The organism is Cerasicoccus arenae (assembly GCF_014651635.1).
GTDB lineage: Bacteria > Verrucomicrobiota > Verrucomicrobiia > Opitutales > Cerasicoccaceae > Cerasicoccus > Cerasicoccus arenae.
In genome coordinates this window covers 30,996-52,650 of sequence record NZ_BMXG01000028.1, presented here as the reverse complement: position 1 = coordinate 52,650, position 21,655 = coordinate 30,996, and the positions used below count along the sequence as shown (strand labels likewise).

Below are 21,655 nucleotides of genomic sequence, written 5' to 3'. Positions count from 1 at the left end.
AGGACTACGAAACAAACACCGACTCGTCTGTGGCGATGATTCATATCGCCATGACGCGACTCATGATCAAACGAATCCCAAACAAGAAGAATTTTTAGACGCCCTCTGAGAAACCTTCAGGCTGGCTTCATGTATTTTATGCAAATCCGAATGGAACGCCTGTGCAGTAGCAAGTCGTTACGTTTCTGCCACTTGGCGCGAGAACGATGTGAGCTATGTCGGATTCACCATCTCAGGAAAACTCCCCATTCAAAATGTACTGACTTGCCTAGACCATGGAGCACATGTGTTAACAGAAACTTTACGTAAAGTTGTGGCATGCTTTTCTGTTGCTGCTGGAAGGAGTAGTCTGAAATCAGATAATTAAACTTTAGCTCGTAGTTTGCCTCATAACTTTGATTTTCATAGTATTTTGGTTATAATGGCATAAAAACCCTCATCCCTATGTATAAAAAATCTGAACGATTTAAAAAAACCTTCAGCCCTGCTTTTTCATTGGTTGAGTTACTTGTTTGCGTAGCTGTTATCGGGATATTGGGCACTATTGCCCTAGTTGCACTGAGTGGAGTTGGCCTTGCACGGGATAAGACAGTTTCCGCGAGTAATATCCGCCAGATCGTAATGGGCCTGCATCTTTATTCACAGAGCAATAGCGGCCTTTTGCCTCAACAGTACGACGCTGAGCGCAATCTTGACTGGAGTGGGGTGCTGATTGAGGACGAGTTTTTACCCAAAGAAATTTTTCATGCGCCAGCAGATGATTTTGAGCGGCGCTTGGAAGGCACACCCCGCAGTTACGCCGTTAATTCGGCGACTTACACATTTCTTCAGAACGGATACCACAGCCCGTGGCCCAAGAATCGTACCGAACAGCCGAGCACCGCTATGATGGTGCCACCAACGGTAATGCTTGTCGGGGAGAATTTCGGAGGTGCGATTGAGAATTCAGGGGCCGTAACTGGAGTCGCTGAATTCGAAGGACTGAATGCCGAAACCTATAATTTTTACCGTAATACTGGGGCACACTACTGCATGGCCGACGGCAGTGTCGCCTTTATGAGCAAGGAAGAAATCGACCACTACCGGGCGGATACTGATTACAACGGTGATCCCAAAGACCCCTGGAAATGGAAACCTTAATCTGAAACCAATGAAAACTACGCCCGCACATTTATTAGCCTTTCTTGTTTTTACACTACTAACCGCTACAGTATGTTCCGCAGAATCAATTACGATTCCGTTAGCAATTGATAAATGGGATGTCGCGCGGGAGGCAAAGCTTGGCAAGGCAGATGGTGAGCTTCGGGTCAAATCATTGGCCAGTAGCGTTTGGCTTGTTCCGCAGGAGCGTATCCGCTATGAGGATGGCGATGTTTTGGATATCCGTTATGTGCTTCGTGGAGGTAACCTAGTCTTTCAACTCAACTGGTTTGATGCATCTGGCGATTTTCTTGAAACAACCACTATAGGCAAAGCGACATCTGCCAAGAATGAGGCAATTTTTCGCGTTAGTTGCAGTGATAAGGTTAAGGAAGCTGGTCCGCAGTACGAGCTGAAAATTTGGATTGAGGCGGACATGCCAAGCTTGAGTATTGAATCCATCAAGATCATTCGTGGGGTACAAAACCTACCGTTTCTCACCAAAGATGATTTTGAAAGCAGTGATACTATTTCAGTTAGCCAGTTGGAAAGTGGTAGTCTGATTCTAGAGCAAGCTGGTTCAGGGCAAACGAGCAGCATATTGACTCAGAAGCGATTTAGCCTGAAGGATGCTTCCCGTCTGAAAATAGATATAGAGGATGTTGCACCCAGCAGCGCTTTTTCTCTACAAATGATTTTCTGGTCTGACAGCGGTTCCTACCTAGGTCACGTAGATATTCTTCAGGATATTACGACAGCTAGATCCGAAGTCGTCGACGCTGGATCACTTGATGTGCCTGCGGGGGCGACGAAGTATAGCTTTAAGCTTTGGTTATCGGGTGCTTCTGCCTCGGCAACGCTAATGCTTTCCGAAGACAGCTAACCTAGTGTGCTTCAAGCATTACGTGGGACGCCTCATACCGTGTATTCAAGACCAAGTTTAGGTGTAGCAGATCTATTTGAATAGTAAGAAGGGGCCGACGGAAACCCCGAAACGTCGACCCCTTTTACAATTGGTGGCTATCGCAGTAGCGAAGCCGCCTTCGAATGATATTCAGCACCTCACGTGCCAACTCTTGCTGGCTTCTGGAAATGTATTCATATTGAGCATCATCCTAGGACAGATTGAGCATCGACAAACATTTTTTTTACAATAGAGTGAATTGCCTAGATATGGGCGAAGCAACTAAAGGCAACTCTCCGAAGCTAATACTGGTTGGGGAATGGTTAGAGGCGCTATGCCTTTGTGGCTGTAAGTCTTGTGATTGCCAGAGGTGCCCAGCAGATTCGATGAGCCTCTCGCAAGCGATGAGGTGCGAACAAAATGGAGCACCAGTTATCGTGTTGCTCCAATGCAATGATTTGCCCGAAGCATTGCTGAAGGAACTGCAGAAAGCTCGCTTTTCAACAGCAATACTTGGTCTTTCGCATGGCTCAGATTCGCCAGTGGTTGTAGAAATCTGTGATTGCCTGATCAAAGACGAACAGACGTCTGCTATGGCACCTGCTTTTTCTGCGTTAAGCCAGCTAACAGCGACTCGGCGCAGACTGCAAATTGAGGAGAATGCGCTGGGGCAGCAAATGCGTATGCTCGATCAGGTCTCCATGGCGATCATCGTTACGGATTTGAACGGTTCCATCAAAGCTTGGAATCAGCGAGCTGAGTCAATGTTTGGTTTCAATCAAGACGAAGCCATTGGGCAACCATTGACCTTAATTTTTCAGCAAGGCACAGCTAATGATTTCCATCTACATAAGATGTTGGAGCCGCTCTTGATCCATGATCGCCATCAATTTGAGACAGATATAAAACGCCGAGATGGGACGTTTTTGCCGATACATCTTTCACTCAGCTTGGAAAAAAATGGTCAGAATGATATTATTGGAGTGATCTGTTGTTGCCGAGACATCAGCCTGCGTCGTCGGGTCGAGGGCGAAAAACGTGAGGCCTATCAGCGGCTGACTTTCTTTATCGAGCGGATGCCGTTAGGCTTTGTTGAATGGGGATTGGATGGCAATATCCGCGCATGGAATAAATCAGCGGAGGACATTTTCGGTTTTAGTCAAAAAGAGGCCATCGGCCAACCGTTTACGATCCTCATCCAACATGATTTCATTGATGAGTGTCGTCGGATGTTTAGCCTAATGCGTGAGCGTAAGGGAGGAAATCGTAGTAGTAATCGAAACATTACCCGAGACGGACGTTCGATCGTGTGCGATTGGAACAATACGTCGCTGATTGACGAAAAGGGGAATGTTGTTGGGTTTGCTTCGATTATTGAAGATATCACCGAACAAATCCAAATCGAAGAGGAGCTTAAGCAGTCGCGGGAATCTGCACATGCGGCTAATCGCAGTAAGGACGAATTTCTTGCGGTGATGAGCCATGAGGTACGCACACCGATGAATTCCATCATTGGATTTGCCGATTTGCTCATGGAGTCGCTGGAGGATGATGAGCAAACGGAGCTGGTCAATATTATCAAGGCCAATGCATTTAATCTACTCGAACTGATTAGCAACGTCCTCAACTACAGCCGCCTAGAGGCCGGGCAAGTGTCTTTAAAAGAACAGGAGACGGACATCATGGCGCTGCTCCACGAAATCCAGGAAGTTACTCAGGCCGAAGCACAAGAGAAGGATTTAACGTTTGAAGTGGAGCTAATGCCTGCGACCCCGCGCCACATTTTCTCGGATTACACGGAACTGCGGCAGGTGCTACTGAACTTAACGGCCAATGCCCTTAAATTTACGCGAGAGGGGGGGGTAAAGGTCATCGTTAGCGCCAAGCCCATGCCACAGGGTCCTCCTTTACGCTGTGAGTTGCTTTTCGCAGTAAAGGATACCGGTATCGGCATCGAGGATTGCGACCAGGACAAGCTATTTCAGTCATTTACCCAGCTGGATTCGTCGTCCACGCGTCGTTTTGGCGGGACTGGCTTGGGCTTGGCGATTTGCCGGCGGATCGTTGAGCTTTGGCAAGGGCGTATTTGGGCCGAGAGCAATCTCAACGAAGGCTCCACATTTTATTTCACATTGCCGACCCAAGAAAACGCCCAAGAGGCACAAGATTATCCGATAAATCCTCTGTATGAAGAAATTGAGGATCTGCGTTTTGCGCAAATCTTTCCAATGAGGATCATTCTGCTTTGTTCAGCGGTGTCCGCTGGGGAAATCATTGAGCGAATCTTGGCTAACCTCGGTTACGAACTTACTCTTCATTACGATGCGATCGAGGCCATTAGTCACATGCAGGACAACTGCTACGACATCATCTTGGTGGATGACGATTTAAAGGAATTTTCGATCAGCGAGATGGTGGAAATTATTAATGCGGGCCAAGCAGGGCTAGAGAATCAATCGTCCCAGATCGTTCTCCTTAGTGAGCATGGGCCACAGAATAAGGAAGGCGCGACATCGCTTGCGCGCAGCAGTGTGGAATCAATAGGCAAGCCGATCATTGCACGCAATGTGAGACTCATTCTGCGTAAGATTGCGATCCAACGCGATACCGCCAAATCGCAGATGTAACTACTGTGCGCCTGCGCCTGGTCCTGTCTTTGTGTGAAACACGGTTGCGGGCTGGCCAAAATATTTTTGATAGGCTTGGGTGACTTTATCGGCAGCTGACTGATCAAATTTGCTCGATGTTACGCCCATTACCGCACCGCCAAAGCCGCCGCCCGTCAAACGTGCTCCCCAAACGGTTGGCTCTTCGCGCAATCGGTCGACTAGATAATCGAGTTCCGGTATGCTGTTCTCAAAATCTGTCCGTGAGCTGTTGTGGGAAGCAAAAAGCTGTCGACCCACTTGCGCAATATCGCCTTGCCCGAGTGCTGCTTCAACTGCGCGGACGCGTTCGCATTCGCCAACGATGTGTCGTGCGCGGCGGTAAAGCACGTCGCCCAGTGAGCTTTGGCTGGCCTCCAACTGCTCTGATGTGAACTCGGCGAGGCACTTGATGTTGGGATAGTCTTCCTGCAGATGCTTAAGCGCCTCCATACATTCGCTGTGTCTGGTGGCATAAAGAGAATCGATGAGTGCATGTTTCTTGGCGGTATTAAACACCCAAAAGTGTACATCTGTGGGGAGCGGCAAGCGATTGAATATCTCCTGCTGGCAGTCGATTTTGACCAAGTGATTGACTTCGCCGAAGGCGGAGACACCTTGGTCGAGAATCCCACAGGGCACACCCACAAAGTTATTTTCCGCCCGACGTCCGACTCGAGCCATATCTGCGCGATCAAGGTTGAAATGATACAGCTCGCAAAAAGCGTAACCGCTGGCTAGCTCGAAAGCGGCGCTGCTGCTCATCCCAGCGCCAGCAGGCAAATCGCTATCCACGGCCATATCGAACCCGTGGGGAGCGGTCATTCCAGCGGCTATCAGCTCTTTTAAGACTCCCAAAGCATAGTTGGCCCAGGAATCACTACCAGTCAATGGAGCGAGACTGTCGATATTTACTGTGACCTCGTCGTCCATGGAAGCACTCCAGAGCTGTGCTTGGCGATCTTTCCGAGGGGCCATGGCCACGCTCACACGGCGATCAACAGCGGCTCCTAATACTGGACCGCCATTGTAGTCGGTGTGATTACCGATAAATTCCAATCGCCCGGGTGCTTGCGAGCAGATTGCTGGTTCGTGTCCAAATTTTTGGGTAAAAAGCTGTTTGATCACGTCACAATGCCTAAAAGCACGGCCTCGCGCTGCAAACTAAATACGTTAGTTACGTAAAAAAACCCGCGCCATTAAGACGCGGGTTTTAGGGTATTTAATGACTTGGGCAATTATTGAACAAGCGCCTTTAGGCCAGTGCCTGGCTTGAACTTAACTGTTTTGGAGGCCTTGATTTTAATCTTTTCACCAGTCTTTGGGTTAACGCCTGTGCGGGCTGCACGTTTTGCTACGCTGAAGGTGCCGAAGCCGATGAGCTGAACGCCCGCCTTATCCTTCTTTACGCCCTTTTTAACTGCTTCCAGAACGGCTTCAACAGCGCGCTCAGCGGATGCTTTGGTGGCTTCTTTGCCGAGATTCTTTTGTACTTCGATGACAAGTTCTGCTTTATTCATATTTCTAATATTTGGATTTGCGTTAGTTAGGTTGAATTAACCTCTGCCCTTATGGCGTGACAAACCTCATCTCGTCAACGAAATTAGCAGTATAGAAATGATTTTTTCCAAAAAACTAACGAGCTCTATCCTTGTCGGGGTGGGAATTCTGGCGGATTAATCCCTTGACTGCCGCTAATTAAAAGGCTTAAGAGATGGTCCAGTGCCTCAACCCGCTTGATACCGCGTTCTCGGGAGATTTGCTCAGAGCGTTTCATGAGTTGGCGTGCCATGGTGCGCGCCTGAGCTTCTGGTGCGCCCAACCGTTGGCAGAGTACGGTTAAACTATTTTCGTTTTGATTGGCGTCTTCTTCCATTCTCATGTCGTGATTTCGCCAATTACGTGGACCGGGAATCCGCCTGGTTGTTCGCCAAAAAGTTTACTTTTTTCACTCACGTAGCGTCGTTTAATCAAGGCGAGACCTTTGCCAGCGCTGTTTGACGTGATTTCGCCAACCGCTTTTTCCTCAGAATAAACGGGAATGCGTTCTGGCGGATTTTGTGCTGAAAAGCTGACTTGATAGAGTGCTCGTTGGGGGCGTCCCATGGCGTGGAGTCTCGCCATAACTTCTTGTCCCAGATAGCAGCCTTTCGTGTAGCTTACAGCCGATTTCGATAGGTCACCGCCTTCGTGTGGAAGGTCGTTCAGTCCGATGTCCTGCGGGATGGCCGGGATGCCGGAGTCAATGCGGGCCGCGAGCAGTTCAGTTACGCTGGCTTGGGCGGCGTTGGGGAGGCTGAAGATGGCGTCTGCAGGGATGAGGCAGTCGATATGAGGCTGCGTCATTTGGCGTCCGCGATAAATCAGGGTGCCTGTTTGCTCTATATAAGTACCAACATCGGCTAACAACCCGCTCAGTTGCGTTTCATTGCCCCAGAGCGTGACAAGTCGGTACTGGGCGGAGACGTCTTCAAGCTCAACTTCGTCGGCGATGATATTGGCCTCAACCTTGTTGATCAAGGCGGCAGGTTCGGCATGGTAGCTTACTAGCAAGAATCTTTCCGGATTGAGTTGTAGGGCAAATGAGTCGGCTTGGACTTTGCCTTTGCGGTCAAGAAAGAGACCATAGGTCACGGGGCGTGCATCCGTGCGGCGCAAGTCGTTGGAGAACTGACTTTGCAGGTAGCTGAAGGCGTCTTCGCCCGTGACCGAAAGGACACAGGGTGTCGATTGATATGCGTATAAATTACCCATTGAATTCTAAACTGATAGCACAGGGCAGGGGGTCTGTCAGGTTTTTTAGCCTTGAATCCAGCGCTTAGTTGCGCGTTGATGCCCGCTTTTTCCAAGCCTAATTTCGGCCTCAGTCAACATGCAAGTTTTGCCCGTGATCACCACGACCGACATCAACATTGAATCTTTCCGCGAGCTACCAAGCCCGGAAGAACTTCTCACGTCCATTCCCAAGACCGACGCCCAAGCGGACTTCGTCACTAAGGCGCGCAATAATATCCATCGGATAATTTTCGGTGATGATCCGCGCCTGCTCGTCGTGGTCGGCCCTTGCTCGATCCATGATCTTGAAGCTGGCCGCGAATACGCTCGTCGCTTGGTTAAACTGGCTGAGGAACTCAAGGACCGCATTTACATAGTTATGCGCGTGTATTTTGAGAAACCGCGCACCACGGTCGGCTGGAAGGGCCTAATCATGGACCCGCAGCTCAATGGCGAATGCGATATTCCCGAGGGCTTGAAGATTGCGCGCTGCTTCCTGCGTGAGGTGATCGACATCGGTTTACCTACGGCCACCGAGTTGCTTGATCCGATTACGCCGCAATACATTGCTGACCTCATTTGTTGGACGGCGATTGGCGCGCGCACAACGGAGAGTCAAACGCATCGGCAGATGGCTTCTGGCCTCTCGATGCCTCTTGGCTTCAAAAACAGCACCGACGGTAGCATCGAAGCGGCAATTAACGCCATCAAAGCTGCGAGTCAGCAACAGACATTCCTCGGTATCGCCGACAATGGTCGAGCCTCCGCCGTCACGACGAAGGGCAATCCAAACTGTCACCTTGTTTTGCGTGGCGGTAAGTCTGGCCCGAACTACAGCGCCGATCAGGTCAAGGATTACGCCAAGCAGCTTAAGGCCAAGGGCCTGATTCCAGCGATTATGGTTGATTGCGCACACGACAATAGTGGCAAGGATCCGGCTAAATCGCCCGCCATTCTCGAGGAAGCAGTCCAACAAATACTCGACGGGAATACCGCGATGATTGGGGCCATGGTCGAAAGCAATTTACAACATGGCGCTCAGAAGTTTCCGCAGCCGTTGGAAGAGCTCACCTACGGTGTTTCCATCACTGATCCCTGTCTCGGCTGGGAGGATACGGAAAGCTGTCTGCGTGAGGCCTACGCCAAGCTGGCACCTCGTTTCCAATAACGCACATTGCATGGTTATGCTGACTCCGGAAGCAATCCGCGCCGTCGATAGTCTTGATGAGTGCCCTGGAGTGATGACAACGCGCCGGCATGTTATTCGTGAGCATGATGGTTGGGAGCAAATTGTCTACATTTACGAGCCTGAACAGCCGTGCAAGGGCCCACGCCCTACGCTGGTTCTCGTGCATGGCGGTGGTTTTTGCATAGGCGACCCGATCTCCCAAACACCGATTGCACGTTACCTCGCGCTGCATTTCGGGATAACCACGATTTCGCCCAGCTATCGCCTTGGCGCGCCAGAGACTCCAACATATCCCGCACCGTTGGAAGACATCGCTTTTGCCTGGGAGTGGGCGCGAAATCATGCCGCTGAGTGGAACTTGGATGCGGGCAAAATGTTCGTTGGCGGAAGTTCAGCGGGGGGGACATTGTCCGCTCTTTCGCTAACCAAAGGCATGCTGCCGAACTGTCGGGGACTCGTGGAATATTGGGGGCCGCTGGACTTCATTTGCCGCTGGTTTGATAATGGCGAGAAGTCAGGCGGAGAGCTGAATTTGTTGGGATGTAATTATCCCGAAAATCCGACTCTTTTTCATGAGGCTAGCGCTTTGGCTCATGTGAAGCCTGGGCTGCCGCCAGCGGTCTTTATTTACGGAATTCAGGACACGACTGTCCATAAGCGACAGGGACTACTTGGCGTTGCGGCCTGGAAGTCTGTGAGTGCCCATGCTGAGTATTACGAATTTGACAACATCGGTCATGGCATCATTGGCGATAATACTGAGTCGATGGTTCAGGTGATGCTACGTACCGGCGTTTTTTTACAGTCTTTGCTTTGAGGCTGAGGGGGGGGGTATTGATGACTTTGACACATCCGTCGCCTCCAAAAAAAAAGGAGGGGAGGGATGCCTGACTCAACTCAGAGGGGGGGGGGACGCTGATATTGGAATTGGGTTTTTCACGGAACAAAAATAGTGCTGACCAACTTGTGATTGGCGGATCGATGGAGATAGCGGTAGGCTTGTGGATTAGTGTTAATAAATATACTTCAATTGGCCCGGCCGTTGCAATGAAATAGTGTTTTTATTTTCACTTTATTTGGTCTGGTGCGTGACTGATCGAATCAGTCGTATGAAAACCGTTTATGCGTGCTGAATTACTTGCGGATGCATTGATTGACCTGCTAAGGTTTTTTCATGTCCAAACCGAAGATTATCATTCGTTACTGCCCGAAATGCCATTGGCTACTTCGTTCAGCCTGGATGTCGCAAGAGCTCCTGAGCACCTTTCAGGACGACCTTGCGAGTGTCACTCTGGAGCCTGCGGAGGAGTCCGGTCGCTTTGAGATTCTTTACAACGAGGAGTTGGTTTGGGAGCGTCGGCGTGATGGTGGTTTCCCGGACGTGAAAGAGCTCAAGCAGCGTGTCCGCGACCTATTGGACCCTGAACGCGATCTCGGCCATTTGGACCGAAAGAAAGAGGAGAGTTAAGGCCTGCGGGGCCGAAAATATTTGCTGCCTGTGCCTAATGCTCAAAAGCCTGATGGGAAACTTCCATCAGGCTTGGCAAAATTGCGCAGAAATACAGAGCTGAATACGTGGAATTGCAGTTAAACAGCCAATCGCAAAGGCTTCCAACGCGATAAGCGCTGTGCGGGGCGCGTGACTCGCTACACGAGATAAGAGCAGCAATAGTCTGCGCCGCCAGCTTTGACCTTGAGTGCGAACTTCGAACTGCCGGGCACGTTGAAGGATTGGCCAGCGGTGTAAGTGATCCACTCATCAGCGCCTGCCAGTTTTACATCCATTTCTCCGCCAAGCATTTCCATTAGCTCAGGTGCTTCAGTGCCGAATTCGTAATCGCCAGCTTGCATGAACCCGAGCGTCTTTTTTGAGCCGTCAGCAAACACGATTGTGCGGCTAGTTACTTTGCCGTCGAAATAGACGTTGGCTTTTTTAACGATGGTGATGTTGTCGAAGGTATCAGACATGCCATTAGCTCTGGTGGCTTCTTTGGGGCAGGCAATGCCAAATTTAGTCTGCTGATGAATTCCATTACGAATTCAAATTCTTTTACGTAATAAAAAAATCCGCTATCGCCCTTGCGATATGGCCTAATGGTAGCTTCATTTGAGTTGAGCTACATTTGAGAATCGATCTCGTCGTATTTTCGTTTGCGTCTCGCCGATAACCCATCTTTAACCACTCACGACTATGGCTACGGAGAACAACTACGCTTACAACAGCAAGATCGAAGGAGACCTTGTCGTCACCAAACTGGATAGTGCAATCAATTGGATTCGCAAACATTCAGTATGGCCGATGCCAATGGGCTTAGCTTGCTGTGCGATTGAGCTAATGGCCGTTGGTGCCTCACGTTTTGATATCAGCCGTTTCGGCATGGAGGTGATGCGTTTTTCACCCCGTCAGGCTGATTGCATGATCGTTTCGGGGACCGTAACCTATAAGATGGCTGAGGTCGTCCGACGAATTTATGACCAGATGGCTGAGCCCAAGTGGGTGGTGGCTATGGGCGCTTGCGCCTCGACTGGTGGCATGTATCGCTCATATGCTGTTCTCCAAGGCGTGGATCGCATTGTGCCGGTCGACGTTTATATCAGTGGCTGCCCACCTCGACCCGAAGCTCTGCTTGACGGCATGATTAAACTTCAGGATAAAATTCAACGCGAACCATCAGTGAAAAATCTGATGAACCGGGACATGCACCAGGCACCCGAAAAGAAATCCACGCCGGCGACCGCTCACGCTTAGTGGTCCCTAACTTGCTGACTGCGATTATGGAATCTGCGCTAGTCGAAGAAATTGTATCGAAATTTGAAGGCTCGAGTCCTCGTGCTTCCATTGATCATCCGGCGGCCAATGTGCCGGCGGACCTCCTGACAAGCGTCGCCCAATGGCTGCGCGACGCAAAGGGGTTTGATATGTTGATGGACGTCACTTCGATCGACTTTTCAGAGGATGCTTCACCTCGTTTCACGGGCGTTTACCACTTCGCCAATTCGATGAAGCATGAGTACGTCCGGATTGCTGCTGATTGTTTGGACGATGTCGAACCAGAGCTGCCGAGCTTGTCAAAAATTTATCCGGCTGCTGATTGGCATGAACGCGAAAACTTTGACCTGATGGGTATTAAATACCAAGGTCATCCAGACATGCGGCGCATCCTCATGTGGGAGGCGTATCCCTATCACCCACTACGCAAAGAATTTCCATTGGCTGGTATCGAAACTGAACTTCCAGCGGCTGACGTGGCAGAAGCCACTCAGGCCAAGGTGATTGCAGCCCCGATGATGGGCGGCCCATTTCATTCACCACAGACTGGGGCCATGTCCAAGCGCGAACCTCGGGCTGCTGACGAAAGCTGGACCGAAGCCAAACCCAAGCCGAAAAACTAATCTCATGGCGAGCGAAACCGAATTTTCCTTGGGCGATACCGCCAACCGTGCCGCCCAATATGAACGGGACGAGCTTCATGGCGAAGAGATGCTCCTCAACATGGGGCCATCACACCCGGCGACTCATGGCGTGCTACGTCTCAAGCTGAAGCTTGACGGCGATATTATCTCGGGCTGTGAGCCCGTTATTGGATACCTGCACCGTGGTGACGAAAAAATTGCTGAGAATATGACGTATAACCAGTTCGTGCCCTACACGGACCGGTTAGACTATCTTGCACCATTGGCAAATAATGTAACCTACGCCATTGCAGTAGAGCGTTTGGCGGGCATCCAAGTGCCACCACGCTGTGAGGCGATTCGCGTCATTTGTTGTGAGCTGGCCCGTATTTCCTCCCACCTGCTCGGTCTCGGGGTTTACGGTATGGATACCGGTGCGCTGACTACGTTCATGTATACTTTCACTGAGCGTGAGAAGCTATACACTCTCTTTGAAGAACTGACAGGGGCCCGTTTCACGACCAGCTACACACGCATCGGCGGTCTCACCCGCGACATGCCAGAGGGCTGGATGGGCCGCGTAAATAATTTTTGTAACCAATTGGTTCCCGTGGTCGATGAACTCGACAAACTTCTGACCCGTAACCGCATCTTCGTTGATCGCACCCGAGACATTGGCGTCATCAGTAAAGAAGATGCGCTGGCGTGGGGGCTGACTGGAGCCAATTTGCGCGCATCTGGTGCTGAGTATGATGTCCGCAAGGCACAGCCATACAGCGGCTACGAAAACTATGATTTCGATGTACCGATTGGCTCGGCAGGGGACTCATATGACCGCTATTTGGTCCGGATGGAAGAGCTTCGCCAAAGCCTACGTATCGTCCAGCAAGCGATCACTAAGATGCCCGATGGTCCTTGGTATGCCGAAGAAGCCAAAAAGATTTTCGCTCCGCGCAAGGAAAAGGTCCTAACGAGCATGGAAGAACTGATTCAGAACTTCATGATCGTGACTGAAGGCCCGCAGATCCCCGCTGGCGAAGTTTACTTTGAAGCCGAAAACCCGAAGGGCGTGCTTGGATTCTTCATTCACAGCAAGGGCGGTGGTGTACCGTATCGCCTGAAAATCCGCGGCCCGTCCTTCAGTTCGCTCAGTATTCTTGCACACATTTGCCCAGGTCACATGATGAGCGACGTACCAGTGCTCTTGGGCAGCTTAGACTTCGTTATGGGCGAAGCGGACCGCTAATAATTTTCCAGCCATGGACCTGTCTCTCGAACTGACCGAAAAAATCGACAAGCTGATTCCGCGCTATCCGGACAAACGGAGTGCGACGCTGCCGCTGTGCCACCTGATTCAGGAGGAAAAGGGCTATCTCTCCAAGGAATCCGTTGAGTGGATCGCCGCGAAGCTCGACCTGCAACCGATGCAAGTCTGGGAGGTGGTCACATTTTATCCGATGTATCGTCGGGAACCTATTGGCAAGGTGCATGTGAAGGTCTGCCGCACGCTTTCCTGCGCTCTGCGCGGCTCATACAAGACCTGCGAAAAACTCGAACAAGCACTTGGTTGCAAACGAGGTGAAACATCGCACGATGGCAAATTCACCATCGAATTCGTGGAATGTATTGCTGACTGCGGTTACGCTCCAGTAGTTCAGGTTGACGACAAGCTTTACGAAAAGGTGACTCCCGACGGCAAAACCGACGAACTCATCGAAAAGATTAAACGCATGGCAGAAGGGGAATCGGTTGACGAAACTCCTGAGGGTGTTAAACACCCCGCCTTTATGGGCTAATCCACTCTTTCGAACTTTCCTACTAATTTTTTAATGGCCATCAAGGAACGCAGAATTGTTTACAAGCACGTCGACGAAGAAGGCTATTCGAACGACATTGACTGCTATATAAAAAATGGCGGTTATGAGGTTCAGAAAAAAGCCTTTGAGGCCAAGCCTGAAGACCTGCGCCAGGAAGTGCTCAACAGTGGCTTACGTGGTCGCGGTGGAGCAGGCTTCCCAACCGGCATGAAGTGGAAGTTTCTCGACTTCAAATCTGGCAAACCAATTTATCTGGTCTGTAATGCCGACGAATCTGAACCCGGCACTTACAAGGATCGCCAACTACTTTATCAAGACCCACATCAATTGATTGAGGGCATGATGATCAGCGCCTTCGCAATCGGTGCTAAGCAGTCCTTCATTTACATTCGCGGCGAATTTATTAACGGCGCACGCATTTTGGAGGCGGCCATTGAGGAAGCCCGTGCGAAAAATCTGGTCGGCGACAACATCTTGGGCAGCGATTATTCTTGCGATCTGATTGTCCACCGAGGCGCTGGTGCCTACATTTGCGGTGAAGAAACTGGCCTCATCGAATCACTCGAAGGCAAACGCGGCTACCCACGTATTAAGCCACCGTATTTTCCGGCGGCATTGGGCCTCTACATGTGCCCGACGATCGTGAATAACGTCGAAACACTCTGTCAGGTGAAGCATATCATCGACATGGGTGGCGAGGAGTTTTCCAAGATCGGCGTCAAGGGCGATAGCGGCACCCACATTATGGGCGTTAGCGGCCTAGTTCAGAAACCTGGTTACTTTGAGATCGAAGCTGGAGCCTGCACCTTTGGCGAGCTCCTCTATGATGGCTGCGGCGGGCCACTGCCCGGACGAAAGTTTAAGGCGGTCATCCCAGGCGGCTTATCCATGAAAATTCTCAAATGGGGCGAACGCTTTAAAGGCAAGCATCCAAACACAGGCGAAGACTTTGATTGGGGCGTCGAGGACATCCCGCTGGATTCCATCAGTATGGGCCTCTGTGGCACAGCACTAAGCACTGGCGGAGCAATCATCATGGATGACTCCGTGGACATGCTTGAAGCGATGGCTAACATCAACGCTTTTTACGCGCATGAGTCCTGTGGTCAGTGTACTCCTTGCCGCGAAGGTTCATTGTGGATGAACAAACTTTCCACGCGCATGACCTCTGGCCATGGACGCGAACAGGACGTGCCTTTGCTCTTGGACATCGCCGACCAAATTGCAGGCCGCACTATTTGCGCTCACGGTGAGGCGGCCGCTTGGCCGGTACAGAGCGCCGTTCCCAAGTTTAAAGACGAATATCTCGACAAGATTAAGAAACAAGCTAACGGTGAACGCTATAACCCCGCAGGCTTCCCACTGATCTGAACTATTTCTCATGGCTGACAGCGAAACCAAGCAGGTTACGATCAATATCGACGGCGTCGAACATCGCGTGCCGGACGGGCTGAATCTCGTCGACGCGTGTGAAGGCGTCGGGGTAGAGATCCCGCACTACTGCTACCATCCTAAACTTTCCGTGGCAGGCAACTGCCGTATGTGCCTCGTCGAAATGGGCATGCCAATGCGCGACCGCGCAACTGGTGAGCCTGTGCTGGACGATGCCGGTGCACCCAAAATTGGCTGGATGCCGAAGCCTGCGATTGCGTGTGCCTCCAAGGCCATGCCAGGGCTCCACATCAAGACCAAGTCTGACCTCACAAAGGAGTGTCGCGAAGGCGTGATGGAGTTCCTTTTGGTCAACCATCCACTGGACTGCCCAATTTGCGATCAGGCTGGTGAATGCCGACTCCAAGAATTTGCCACCGATTACGGACGCGGATTCAGCCGTTTTGTCGAAGAAAAGAACGTTAAACCTAAGCGAACTAAGCTCGGGCCACGTGTCATATTGGACGACGAGCGATGCATCCTCTGTTCACGCTGTGTCCGCTTTTGCGAGGAAATTGATGAGAATCCAGTCCTCGGTTTCACTGAGCGCGGTAGCCATTCGACCTTATCTTGCTTTCCAGGCAAACAACTAGACAGCAATTACTCGCTCAACACAGTGGACATTTGCCCGGTTGGAGCTCTAACCAGCACCGATTTCCGCTTCAAAATGCGTGTTTGGTTCCTTAAGCCAACCCCCAGCATTTGCACCGAGTCCAGTGTCGGAGTGAACACCGAAGTTTGGACCCGCGAAGGTAAGATTTACCGCATTACGCCACGTCGCAATGACGCCGTAAATGATACTTGGATGACGGACTCCGGACGTTCGCTCTACCAACAGGTCGAAGCAGAAAATCGGATGAAAAGCTTCCGTGTGGATGGCAATAAAGCCAGCCTTGGCGAAGCCGTTCAGCGCGTTCGTGAATTGCTTACAGTTGGCCCGGTGGCCTATGTTGCTTCGGGCCACATGAGCGTCGAAGACCAGTGGATGTTGCGTAAGCTTGCCGAAGCGGAGCCCGGTGCCATCCATTTTGTCTATCATACAGGGGAGGGTGATGGTCGCTTAATTTCCAAGGACAAGACACCGAACTTGCGGGGGGGGCTGTTAACGGGACTGATCAAGGGAATTCCTGACGCCCACCTGCACAGCCTGCGTGATAAGCTAGAAGCGGGTGAGATAAAGACGATCGTTTCTTTTGGCGAAGATATTGTAAAGGCTGGCATATCCCCAGAGCTCATCAAGAAGGCCAATCTTGTATACTTCGGCGCTCTCCGCGATGATTGCACCGACTACGCCAAGGTGCTGTTGCCTGCATTGACTGTATTCGAGCGCTCTGGCTCGTTCGTCAATCAGCAGTTCCGTCTGCAAAAATTCTCTCAGATTGTCCCAGGCCCAGCTGGTCTGTTGCCGACAACTGCGTTACTTGCTCGATTAATCGGTGAGATAACAGGTCAGCCAGCGACTGCGCCAAGCAATCCGCAAATGTGGCGTGAGATCGCCGCCGCCGTGCCTCAATTTTCTGGAGTGGAATTCGCGAAAATTCCTACCACTGGACTCGAACTTGATAGCTCTGCCTTTGCCACACTTCCCTTTGTTGAGGAAAAAGGATGGCATTTTGAGCCTGTCGCTGAACCCGCTGGAGCCCAAAGCTCGCACCACTAAGCCATGCCGCCTGAACTAATAGCTGACATTCTCTGGAAAGTCCTGTTCGCCGTAATTTTCGTCGTGGTGATCATGACCTTCGCAGCGTATTCCGTGCTTGCGGAGCGCAAGGTCGCTTCATGGATTCAAGGACGTGTGGGGCCAAACCGTACGGCCCTACCAGGTCTTTCAGCAATTCCGGTCATTGGCCCACATCTGGTCAAAATGGGCATTTGGCAGCCGCTAGCAGATGGTGTTAAGTTCTTGTTCAAAGAGGACCCGATCCCCGGCCACGTCAACAAACTATACTATTGTCTGGCACCTGCGATTGCACTGATCCCTGCCTTGACCACCATGGTCGTGTTGCCGGTTGGACAATATACAGTGGATGGCATTGCCCACCCGATTGTTCTGGCGAATATCGATATCGGCATTCTCTTCATTTTGGCGGTTAGCTCGCTTGGTGTTTATGGCATCGTGATCGGCGGATGGGCTGCCAATTCAAAATACCCGTATTTCGGTGGTATTCGCTCCTCGGCTCAGATGATTTCCTACGAGTTGGCGATGGGGATGAGTATCCTGCCAGTTTTCATGTGGGCAAACGGAACTGAACCTGGACTCGGTGGGCTGTCTCTATTCAATGTTGTGACGTCCCAGCAGGCTATGTGGCTTGGCGTGTGGATGCCAGTGCCGGCTTTCATCTTCCTGACAGCACTTTTTGCTGAAACGAACCGCTTGCCATTCGACATGCCCGAAAGTGAAACCGAGCTCGTTGGTGGTTTTCACACCGAGTATGGCTCTTTCAAGTTTGGTCTCTTTTTCGTGGGTGAATATGCCCACATGGTAATTGGCTCAGCAGTATTCACAATTCTCTTCCTCGGTGGTTGGAATTTCCTACCTGACTTCGGTATCGATGGCTTGGAATGGCTATCCGACCCTTGGTCGCGAATGGGCTGGTTCGGTAGTGTGCTCAGCGTGCTGTATTTCATCGCTAAGACGATGTTCTTTGTCTTCTTCTTTATGTGGGTCCGCTGGACGCTGCCACGTTTCCGCTACGACCAGGTTATGAATCTGGGCTGGAAGTATCTGGTGCCAGCGGCACTAGCCTGCATATTCATCTATGCACTCATCATCGGCCTCATCGACATTGCATTTGCTGTTGAGGAAACCCCGGCAATCGTCCAGTAAAACCAGGAAACGTCATGGCCGTAAAAGTAGTAGATCGCTCACCTTTAAATCTTTGGGAAAAGACCTATTTGCCCCAAGTGCTGGGGGGGCTTAAAATCACTCTGGACCAGATGTTGAAGCCCAAGATTACGCTTCAGTATCCAGAAGAGCGCCCCGTCATACCGAACCACTATCGTGGCGTGCCCACGCTGGTTCGCGATCCAAACGGGCGTGAGAAATGCGTATCCTGTCAGCTTTGCGAGTTTGTTTGCCCACCTAAGGCAATTCGAATTACTCCAGGCGAAATCAGTGAGGATGACGAAGCTGCGCACGTTGAAAAACGCCCTAAGGATTTTGAGATCAACATGCTGCGCTGTATTTACTGTGGCATGTGTCAGGAGGTTTGCCCGGAAGAGGCAATTTTTCTGCAAGACACGTATTCTGTTTCTGGCTATTCACGCGAAGAATTGGTCTATCACAAGGCCAAGCTCTACGAACTCGGCGGCACGCTTCCGGACCAGCACTACAAGTGGGACCGAAAAAAAGAAGCAGCGGAAAAAGCCGCTGCAGGAGGTCATCATTAGAATTCCGAGCTTTACGCTTTCCAAGGTTCGGTGCTTCTTTTTAGTTACCTGATTTGCTCATGCCTGACTTTCTTTTCTATCTGTTTTCCGCACTCACAGTGCTGTCGGCCTTTTTGGTCACCGTGAGTCGTAATGCCGTCAATGGTGCGATGTATATGATCGTGAGCTTCGTAGGCATGGCTGCACTGTTTGTTTTACTCGAGGCCTATTTCTTAGCCGCACTGCAAGTGCTGGTTTATGCTGGCGCAGTCATGGTGTTGTTCTTGTTCATCATCATGCTACTCGACGCTGGCAAAGGCCGAACAGTTCGCCCAGATCGTTTAACCACGGCGGCAGCGTGTATTGGAGGCCTGCTGTTAATTTCTGGATTGATCTACATCACTTTTGACAGTGGCGCGGCACCTTCTACGCCATTACCGGTAATCACAGAATTGCCAGAAAACGCGACGGCGACGAATATACCGTTCACGACTTCTTCGCGCTCATTTGGCTATGGTTTGTTTACCAAGTATATGTTGCCATTTCAGGTAACAGGCTTCCTTCTGCTGATCGCCATGATTGGGGTGATTGTGCTTAGTAAGAGAATCGATTCATCGGGTGATGAGCCTGCGAAACCAAGGATCGCCAAGTCATGAACATTGAGCTTAACGACTACCTTTTTGTCTCTGGCCTGTTGTTTATTATCGGGTTCTTTGGCGTATTGTTTCGCCGTAATACCCTGGTGATTTATATGAGCCTAGAGCTAATGCTCAACGCGGTGAATCTTGCACTGGTTGCTTTTTCCCGCTATCATAATTCAATGGACGGCAATCTGTTCGTCTTCTTCATCATTGCGGTAGCTGCGGCGGAGGTCGCAGTCGGGCTAGCAATCATTGTTGCCCTTTACCGAAAACGCCAGACCGTGATGGTCGAAGAACTCGCCGAACTGCGGAACTGATTAGCTTACGCTGCTGACGATGGATACGCTCGCTCTCTTTAATATTCTTTTGTTTATCCCGCTGGTTTCGGCGGGCATTATTGCGCTGTTCTTACGCCGCGGTGGTATTGTGGCGGCAGGGGTTTCCGTTCTCGCTGCGCTCGGCATCGCCGTGGTTTCGTTCATGATCCTCTTCGGGTGGAACGGTGAGCCACTCGGCGGTGATCATTATAGCTACACATGGTTGGAGTTTGGAACTTATCAGATTAATCTGGGCTATTACTTTACCTACGAGAGTGCGACAATGCTCGCGGTGGTCGCCTTTGTCGGTTTTTTCATCCACGTTTTCAGCGTCGGATACATGGATGACGACCAGAATAAGGGACGTTTCTTTGGCGGGCTTTCGATCTTCATGTTCTCAATGCTTGGCATCGTCTTAGCGAGCAACTTGTTCATGATTTTCATCTTTTGGGAGTTGGTTGGTTTCAGCTCCTATATGCTGATCGCACACTACTGGGATAAAGACTTTGCTGCCGCCGCATCGAAAAAAGCATTCATTGTAAACCGCATTGGAGACTTCGGTTTTCTCGTTGGTATTGCTTGGGCCTACCATTACTTCGGCACAGCGGATTTTGCTGAGATCAATGCACTAATCGCAAGTGGTGAAAAGCATGCAGTGACCGGTATTGGATTACTGTTGATGTGCGGCTTCCTTGGCAAGAGCGCGCAATTTCCTCTGCAAGTCTGGCTAACAGACGCCATGGCAGGCCCGACTCCAGTGTCTGCGCTCATTCACGCAGCAACGATGGTCGCGGCTGGTGTCTACTTCATGGTGCGCATCTTCTTCTTGCTGACGCCGGATGTGCTGGAAGTCATCATGTGGATTTGCGCTGCAATGGCGATGCTTGCTGGTTTTTGGGCACTTGGGCAGAGTGATATTAAGAAATCTCTGGCCTATTCCACGCTCTCGCACCTCGGATATATGGGCACGGCGCTCGGCCTCGGATTCCCCGGCTTGGCAATCATGCACATGGCGATGCACGCTTGTTTCAAAGCAACACTCTTTCTCTGCTCGGGGTCTGTTATTCACGCGTGCCACCATGAACAGGACATGTTCAAGATGGGTGGCCTCTGGAAGAAAATGCCAATCACTGGCACCGCGTTCCTGTTCGCAACTCTGTCTATCGCCGCGGTACCGATGTTTGCTGGTTATTACAGTAAGGATACGATTATCGGCGCAGCCTTCGGCGTTGGGGCTGAGACGGGTAATAGCGCCTATTACGGAGTTTGGGCACTGGTGTTGATTGCGGCGCTGACGACTTCACTTTACATGGGCCGCATGTTCTATGTGGTCTTCCTTGGTAAGCCTAACAGTGAAAAAGCAGAGCATGCCCATGAGTCTAATTTGTGGATGACTGTTCCGCTGATCGTATTGGGTATTTTCCTTTCTCTGGGCGCAGGTTGGTTTGCAAGCAGTACACTCGACTTCAAGTGGGCAAATGGAGAAATGACGGCGATGTTGCCGACAGATGCGACCACCTTCATGATGGATGGCTATGACGTAGCCGAGGATGGATCACATGCAGGAGATACTGCCCATCATGTCGATAAGCCTCATCACGGCTATGGTGGCGGGTTCACAGCTGCCCATCACGCCATTGACGCATCTGGCCAGAAAACGATGCTGGAAGGTTCGTCCTTTGCAATGATGTTACTTGGATTCATCTTTACCTTCTTCTATTACGGTCTCGGCCCTTCAAAGGATAAACTACAAACCCAGCTGCCTGGGCTTTACAACGCTTTGGCCAAGCATGGTTGGTTCGACGACATTTACGATTGGTATGTGGCGGAGGTGCAGGAACGCTTCGCTAATATCCTTGCGACTCTCGATCAACTGTTAATTTCCGGCCTTCTCGTTCGTGGAACGGCGGGCGTTGCTGGCTTGTTCGGCATGGTTTCCCGCTCGTTACACGTGGGCAACATCCACGGCTACGTTTATTGGTTTTTGGCCGGAGTTCTCTTCTTTGGCGCTTTCGCTCTTGGAATGCTCTAACT

Annotated in this window: 22 protein-coding genes and 1 pseudogene; 18 read left to right on the top strand and 5 right to left on the bottom strand. The window is 50.9% G+C overall.

All coding sequences use genetic code 11. The features are described 5' to 3' along the window. The 4 genes and pseudogenes from IE065_RS18320 to IE065_RS16660 form a co-directional block, all read left to right on the top strand. Positions 1 to 98, top strand: a pseudogene (locus IE065_RS18320) (IS5/IS1182 family transposase); the annotation flags it as partial. Positions 99 to 444: 346 nt separating this feature from the next. Next, positions 445 to 1,140: a type II secretion system protein gene (locus IE065_RS16670; protein WP_189517188.1), complete on the top strand. Its 696-nt coding sequence runs from the start codon at positions 445 to 447 to the stop codon at positions 1,138 to 1,140. Between the two features lie 10 nt (positions 1,141 to 1,150). After that, positions 1,151 to 2,023 (top strand): hypothetical protein, encoded by an 873-nt coding sequence (locus IE065_RS16665; protein ID WP_189517186.1) that lies wholly within the window; start codon positions 1,151 to 1,153, stop codon positions 2,021 to 2,023. Positions 2,024 to 2,430: 407 nt separating this feature from the next. Next, positions 2,431 to 4,671, top strand: a complete 2,241-nt coding sequence (locus tag IE065_RS16660) for a PAS domain-containing hybrid sensor histidine kinase/response regulator (RefSeq protein WP_189517184.1) — start codon at positions 2,431 to 2,433, stop codon at positions 4,669 to 4,671. Here IE065_RS16660 and galK read toward each other — a convergent pair whose 3' ends face one another. The 4 genes from galK to ygfZ all read right to left on the bottom strand — a co-directional run bounded on the left by galK (position 4,672) and on the right by ygfZ (position 7,443). Then, complete coding sequence (gene galK, locus IE065_RS16655; RefSeq protein ID WP_189517182.1) at positions 4,672 to 5,817, bottom strand: galactokinase; 1,146 nt, start codon at positions 5,815 to 5,817, stop codon at positions 4,672 to 4,674. A 110-nt stretch (positions 5,818 to 5,927) separates the two neighbouring features. Continuing rightward, entirely contained in the window at positions 5,928 to 6,209 is a 282-nt protein-coding gene (locus IE065_RS16650) for an HU family DNA-binding protein (protein WP_189517180.1), read from the bottom strand. A 125-nt stretch (positions 6,210 to 6,334) separates the two neighbouring features. Continuing rightward, a complete protein-coding gene (locus tag IE065_RS16645) occupies positions 6,335 to 6,571 on the bottom strand; it encodes a hypothetical protein (protein WP_200163459.1) in 237 nt (78 codons plus the stop codon). Beyond that, positions 6,568 to 7,443: a CAF17-like 4Fe-4S cluster assembly/insertion protein YgfZ gene (ygfZ, locus tag IE065_RS16640; RefSeq protein WP_189517178.1), complete on the bottom strand. Its 876-nt coding sequence runs from the start codon at positions 7,441 to 7,443 to the stop codon at positions 6,568 to 6,570. Before ygfZ ends, IE065_RS16645 begins: the two co-directional genes overlap by 4 nt. Positions 7,444 to 7,561: 118 nt before the next feature. Here ygfZ and IE065_RS16635 point away from each other — a divergent pair, with 118 nt between their 5' ends. The 3 genes from IE065_RS16635 (at position 7,562) to IE065_RS16625 (ending at position 10,121) form a co-directional block, all read left to right on the top strand. Continuing rightward, positions 7,562 to 8,632 carry a 3-deoxy-7-phosphoheptulonate synthase gene (locus tag IE065_RS16635; protein ID WP_189517177.1) on the top strand — a complete coding sequence of 357 codons (1,071 nt, stop codon included), beginning with the start codon at positions 7,562 to 7,564 and terminating at the stop codon, positions 8,630 to 8,632. Between the two features lie 10 nt (positions 8,633 to 8,642). Continuing rightward, positions 8,643 to 9,470, top strand: coding sequence for an alpha/beta hydrolase (locus IE065_RS16630; RefSeq protein ID WP_189517175.1), 828 nt, complete (start codon positions 8,643 to 8,645; stop codon positions 9,468 to 9,470). Between the two features lie 357 nt (positions 9,471 to 9,827). Continuing rightward, entirely contained in the window at positions 9,828 to 10,121 is a 294-nt protein-coding gene (locus IE065_RS16625) for an Rdx family protein (protein WP_189517173.1), read from the top strand. Positions 10,122 to 10,300: 179 nt separating this feature from the next. Here the strand turns inward: IE065_RS16625 and ppnP are convergent, their stop codons facing one another. After that, positions 10,301 to 10,621 carry a pyrimidine/purine nucleoside phosphorylase gene (ppnP, locus tag IE065_RS16620; protein ID WP_189517171.1) on the bottom strand — a complete coding sequence of 107 codons (321 nt, stop codon included), beginning with the start codon at positions 10,619 to 10,621 and terminating at the stop codon, positions 10,301 to 10,303. A 223-nt stretch (positions 10,622 to 10,844) separates the two neighbouring features. Between ppnP and nuoB the strand changes: the two genes are divergently transcribed. The 11 genes from nuoB to IE065_RS16565 are packed head-to-tail and all read left to right on the top strand — an operon-like array spanning position 10,845 to position 21,653. Next, positions 10,845 to 11,402 carry an NADH-quinone oxidoreductase subunit NuoB gene (nuoB, locus tag IE065_RS16615; RefSeq protein ID WP_189517169.1) on the top strand — a complete coding sequence of 186 codons (558 nt, stop codon included), beginning with the start codon at positions 10,845 to 10,847 and terminating at the stop codon, positions 11,400 to 11,402. A gap of 26 nt (positions 11,403 to 11,428) precedes the next feature. Continuing rightward, a complete protein-coding gene (locus tag IE065_RS16610) occupies positions 11,429 to 12,046 on the top strand; it encodes an NADH-quinone oxidoreductase subunit C (RefSeq protein ID WP_200163122.1) in 618 nt (205 codons plus the stop codon). A gap of 4 nt (positions 12,047 to 12,050) precedes the next feature. Then, positions 12,051 to 13,292: an NADH dehydrogenase (quinone) subunit D gene (gene nuoD / locus IE065_RS16605; protein WP_189517167.1), complete on the top strand. Its 1,242-nt coding sequence runs from the start codon at positions 12,051 to 12,053 to the stop codon at positions 13,290 to 13,292. Positions 13,293 to 13,305: 13 nt separating this feature from the next. Then, positions 13,306 to 13,842 carry an NADH-quinone oxidoreductase subunit NuoE family protein gene (locus IE065_RS16600; protein ID WP_189517165.1) on the top strand — a complete coding sequence of 179 codons (537 nt, stop codon included), beginning with the start codon at positions 13,306 to 13,308 and terminating at the stop codon, positions 13,840 to 13,842. 33 nt (positions 13,843 to 13,875) lie between these two features. Continuing rightward, positions 13,876 to 15,234 carry an NADH-quinone oxidoreductase subunit NuoF gene (gene nuoF, locus IE065_RS16595; RefSeq protein ID WP_189517163.1) on the top strand — a complete coding sequence of 453 codons (1,359 nt, stop codon included), beginning with the start codon at positions 13,876 to 13,878 and terminating at the stop codon, positions 15,232 to 15,234. Between the two features lie 10 nt (positions 15,235 to 15,244). Next, positions 15,245 to 16,954 carry an NADH-quinone oxidoreductase subunit G gene (locus IE065_RS16590; RefSeq protein WP_189517161.1) on the top strand — a complete coding sequence of 570 codons (1,710 nt, stop codon included), beginning with the start codon at positions 15,245 to 15,247 and terminating at the stop codon, positions 16,952 to 16,954. A gap of 3 nt (positions 16,955 to 16,957) precedes the next feature. Continuing rightward, positions 16,958 to 18,121 (top strand): complex I subunit 1/NuoH family protein, encoded by a 1,164-nt coding sequence (locus tag IE065_RS16585; RefSeq protein ID WP_189517159.1) that lies wholly within the window; start codon positions 16,958 to 16,960, stop codon positions 18,119 to 18,121. Positions 18,122 to 18,135: 14 nt separating this feature from the next. Beyond that, on the top strand, positions 18,136 to 18,684 hold the full coding sequence (locus tag IE065_RS16580; RefSeq protein ID WP_189517157.1) for a NuoI/complex I 23 kDa subunit family protein: 549 nt from the start codon (positions 18,136 to 18,138) through the stop codon (positions 18,682 to 18,684). A gap of 59 nt (positions 18,685 to 18,743) precedes the next feature. Then, entirely contained in the window at positions 18,744 to 19,319 is a 576-nt protein-coding gene (locus IE065_RS16575) for an NADH-quinone oxidoreductase subunit J family protein (protein WP_189517155.1), read from the top strand. Continuing rightward, the gene (gene nuoK / locus IE065_RS16570; RefSeq protein ID WP_200163123.1) at positions 19,316 to 19,621 is read left to right on the top strand and encodes an NADH-quinone oxidoreductase subunit NuoK; all 306 of its coding nucleotides are present in this window, start codon (positions 19,316 to 19,318) and stop codon (positions 19,619 to 19,621) included. Before IE065_RS16575 ends, nuoK begins: the two co-directional genes overlap by 4 nt. Before the next feature lie 19 nt (positions 19,622 to 19,640). After that, entirely contained in the window at positions 19,641 to 21,653 is a 2,013-nt protein-coding gene (locus IE065_RS16565; protein ID WP_189517153.1) for an NADH-quinone oxidoreductase subunit 5 family protein, read from the top strand. Positions 21,654 to 21,655 lie beyond the last annotated feature (2 nt).

Excerpts from the sequence above, each read along its gene's own strand:
- ppnP (WP_189517171.1), bottom strand. The coding sequence starts at position 10,621 with ATGTCTGATACCTTCGACAACATCACCATCGTTAAAAAAGCCAACGTC.
- IE065_RS16580 (WP_189517157.1), top strand. The coding sequence starts at position 18,136 with ATGGCCGTAAAAGTAGTAGATCGCTCACCTTTAAATCTTTGGGAAAAG.
- IE065_RS16650 (WP_189517180.1), bottom strand. The coding sequence starts at position 6,209 with ATGAATAAAGCAGAACTTGTCATCGAAGTACAAAAGAATCTCGGCAAA.
- IE065_RS16665 (WP_189517186.1), top strand. The coding sequence starts at position 1,151 with ATGAAAACTACGCCCGCACATTTATTAGCCTTTCTTGTTTTTACACTA.
- nuoK (WP_200163123.1), top strand. The coding sequence starts at position 19,316 with ATGAACATTGAGCTTAACGACTACCTTTTTGTCTCTGGCCTGTTGTTT.
- IE065_RS16660 (WP_189517184.1), top strand. The coding sequence starts at position 2,431 with ATGAGCCTCTCGCAAGCGATGAGGTGCGAACAAAATGGAGCACCAGTT.
- nuoF (WP_189517163.1), top strand. The coding sequence starts at position 13,876 with ATGGCCATCAAGGAACGCAGAATTGTTTACAAGCACGTCGACGAAGAA.
- nuoB (WP_189517169.1), top strand. The coding sequence starts at position 10,845 with ATGGCTACGGAGAACAACTACGCTTACAACAGCAAGATCGAAGGAGAC.
- IE065_RS16635 (WP_189517177.1), top strand. The coding sequence starts at position 7,562 with ATGCAAGTTTTGCCCGTGATCACCACGACCGACATCAACATTGAATCT.
- IE065_RS16670 (WP_189517188.1), top strand. The coding sequence starts at position 445 with ATGTATAAAAAATCTGAACGATTTAAAAAAACCTTCAGCCCTGCTTTT.
- IE065_RS16645 (WP_200163459.1), bottom strand. The coding sequence starts at position 6,571 with ATGAGAATGGAAGAAGACGCCAATCAAAACGAAAATAGTTTAACCGTA.
- IE065_RS16630 (WP_189517175.1), top strand. The coding sequence starts at position 8,643 with ATGGTTATGCTGACTCCGGAAGCAATCCGCGCCGTCGATAGTCTTGAT.
- IE065_RS16625 (WP_189517173.1), top strand. The coding sequence starts at position 9,828 with ATGTCCAAACCGAAGATTATCATTCGTTACTGCCCGAAATGCCATTGG.
- IE065_RS16565 (WP_189517153.1), top strand. The coding sequence starts at position 19,641 with ATGGATACGCTCGCTCTCTTTAATATTCTTTTGTTTATCCCGCTGGTT.
- IE065_RS16610 (WP_200163122.1), top strand. The coding sequence starts at position 11,429 with ATGGAATCTGCGCTAGTCGAAGAAATTGTATCGAAATTTGAAGGCTCG.
- IE065_RS16600 (WP_189517165.1), top strand. The coding sequence starts at position 13,306 with ATGGACCTGTCTCTCGAACTGACCGAAAAAATCGACAAGCTGATTCCG.
- nuoD (WP_189517167.1), top strand. The coding sequence starts at position 12,051 with ATGGCGAGCGAAACCGAATTTTCCTTGGGCGATACCGCCAACCGTGCC.
- IE065_RS16590 (WP_189517161.1), top strand. The coding sequence starts at position 15,245 with ATGGCTGACAGCGAAACCAAGCAGGTTACGATCAATATCGACGGCGTC.
- ygfZ (WP_189517178.1), bottom strand. The coding sequence starts at position 7,443 with ATGGGTAATTTATACGCATATCAATCGACACCCTGTGTCCTTTCGGTC.
- IE065_RS16585 (WP_189517159.1), top strand. The coding sequence starts at position 16,958 with ATGCCGCCTGAACTAATAGCTGACATTCTCTGGAAAGTCCTGTTCGCC.
- IE065_RS16575 (WP_189517155.1), top strand. The coding sequence starts at position 18,744 with ATGCCTGACTTTCTTTTCTATCTGTTTTCCGCACTCACAGTGCTGTCG.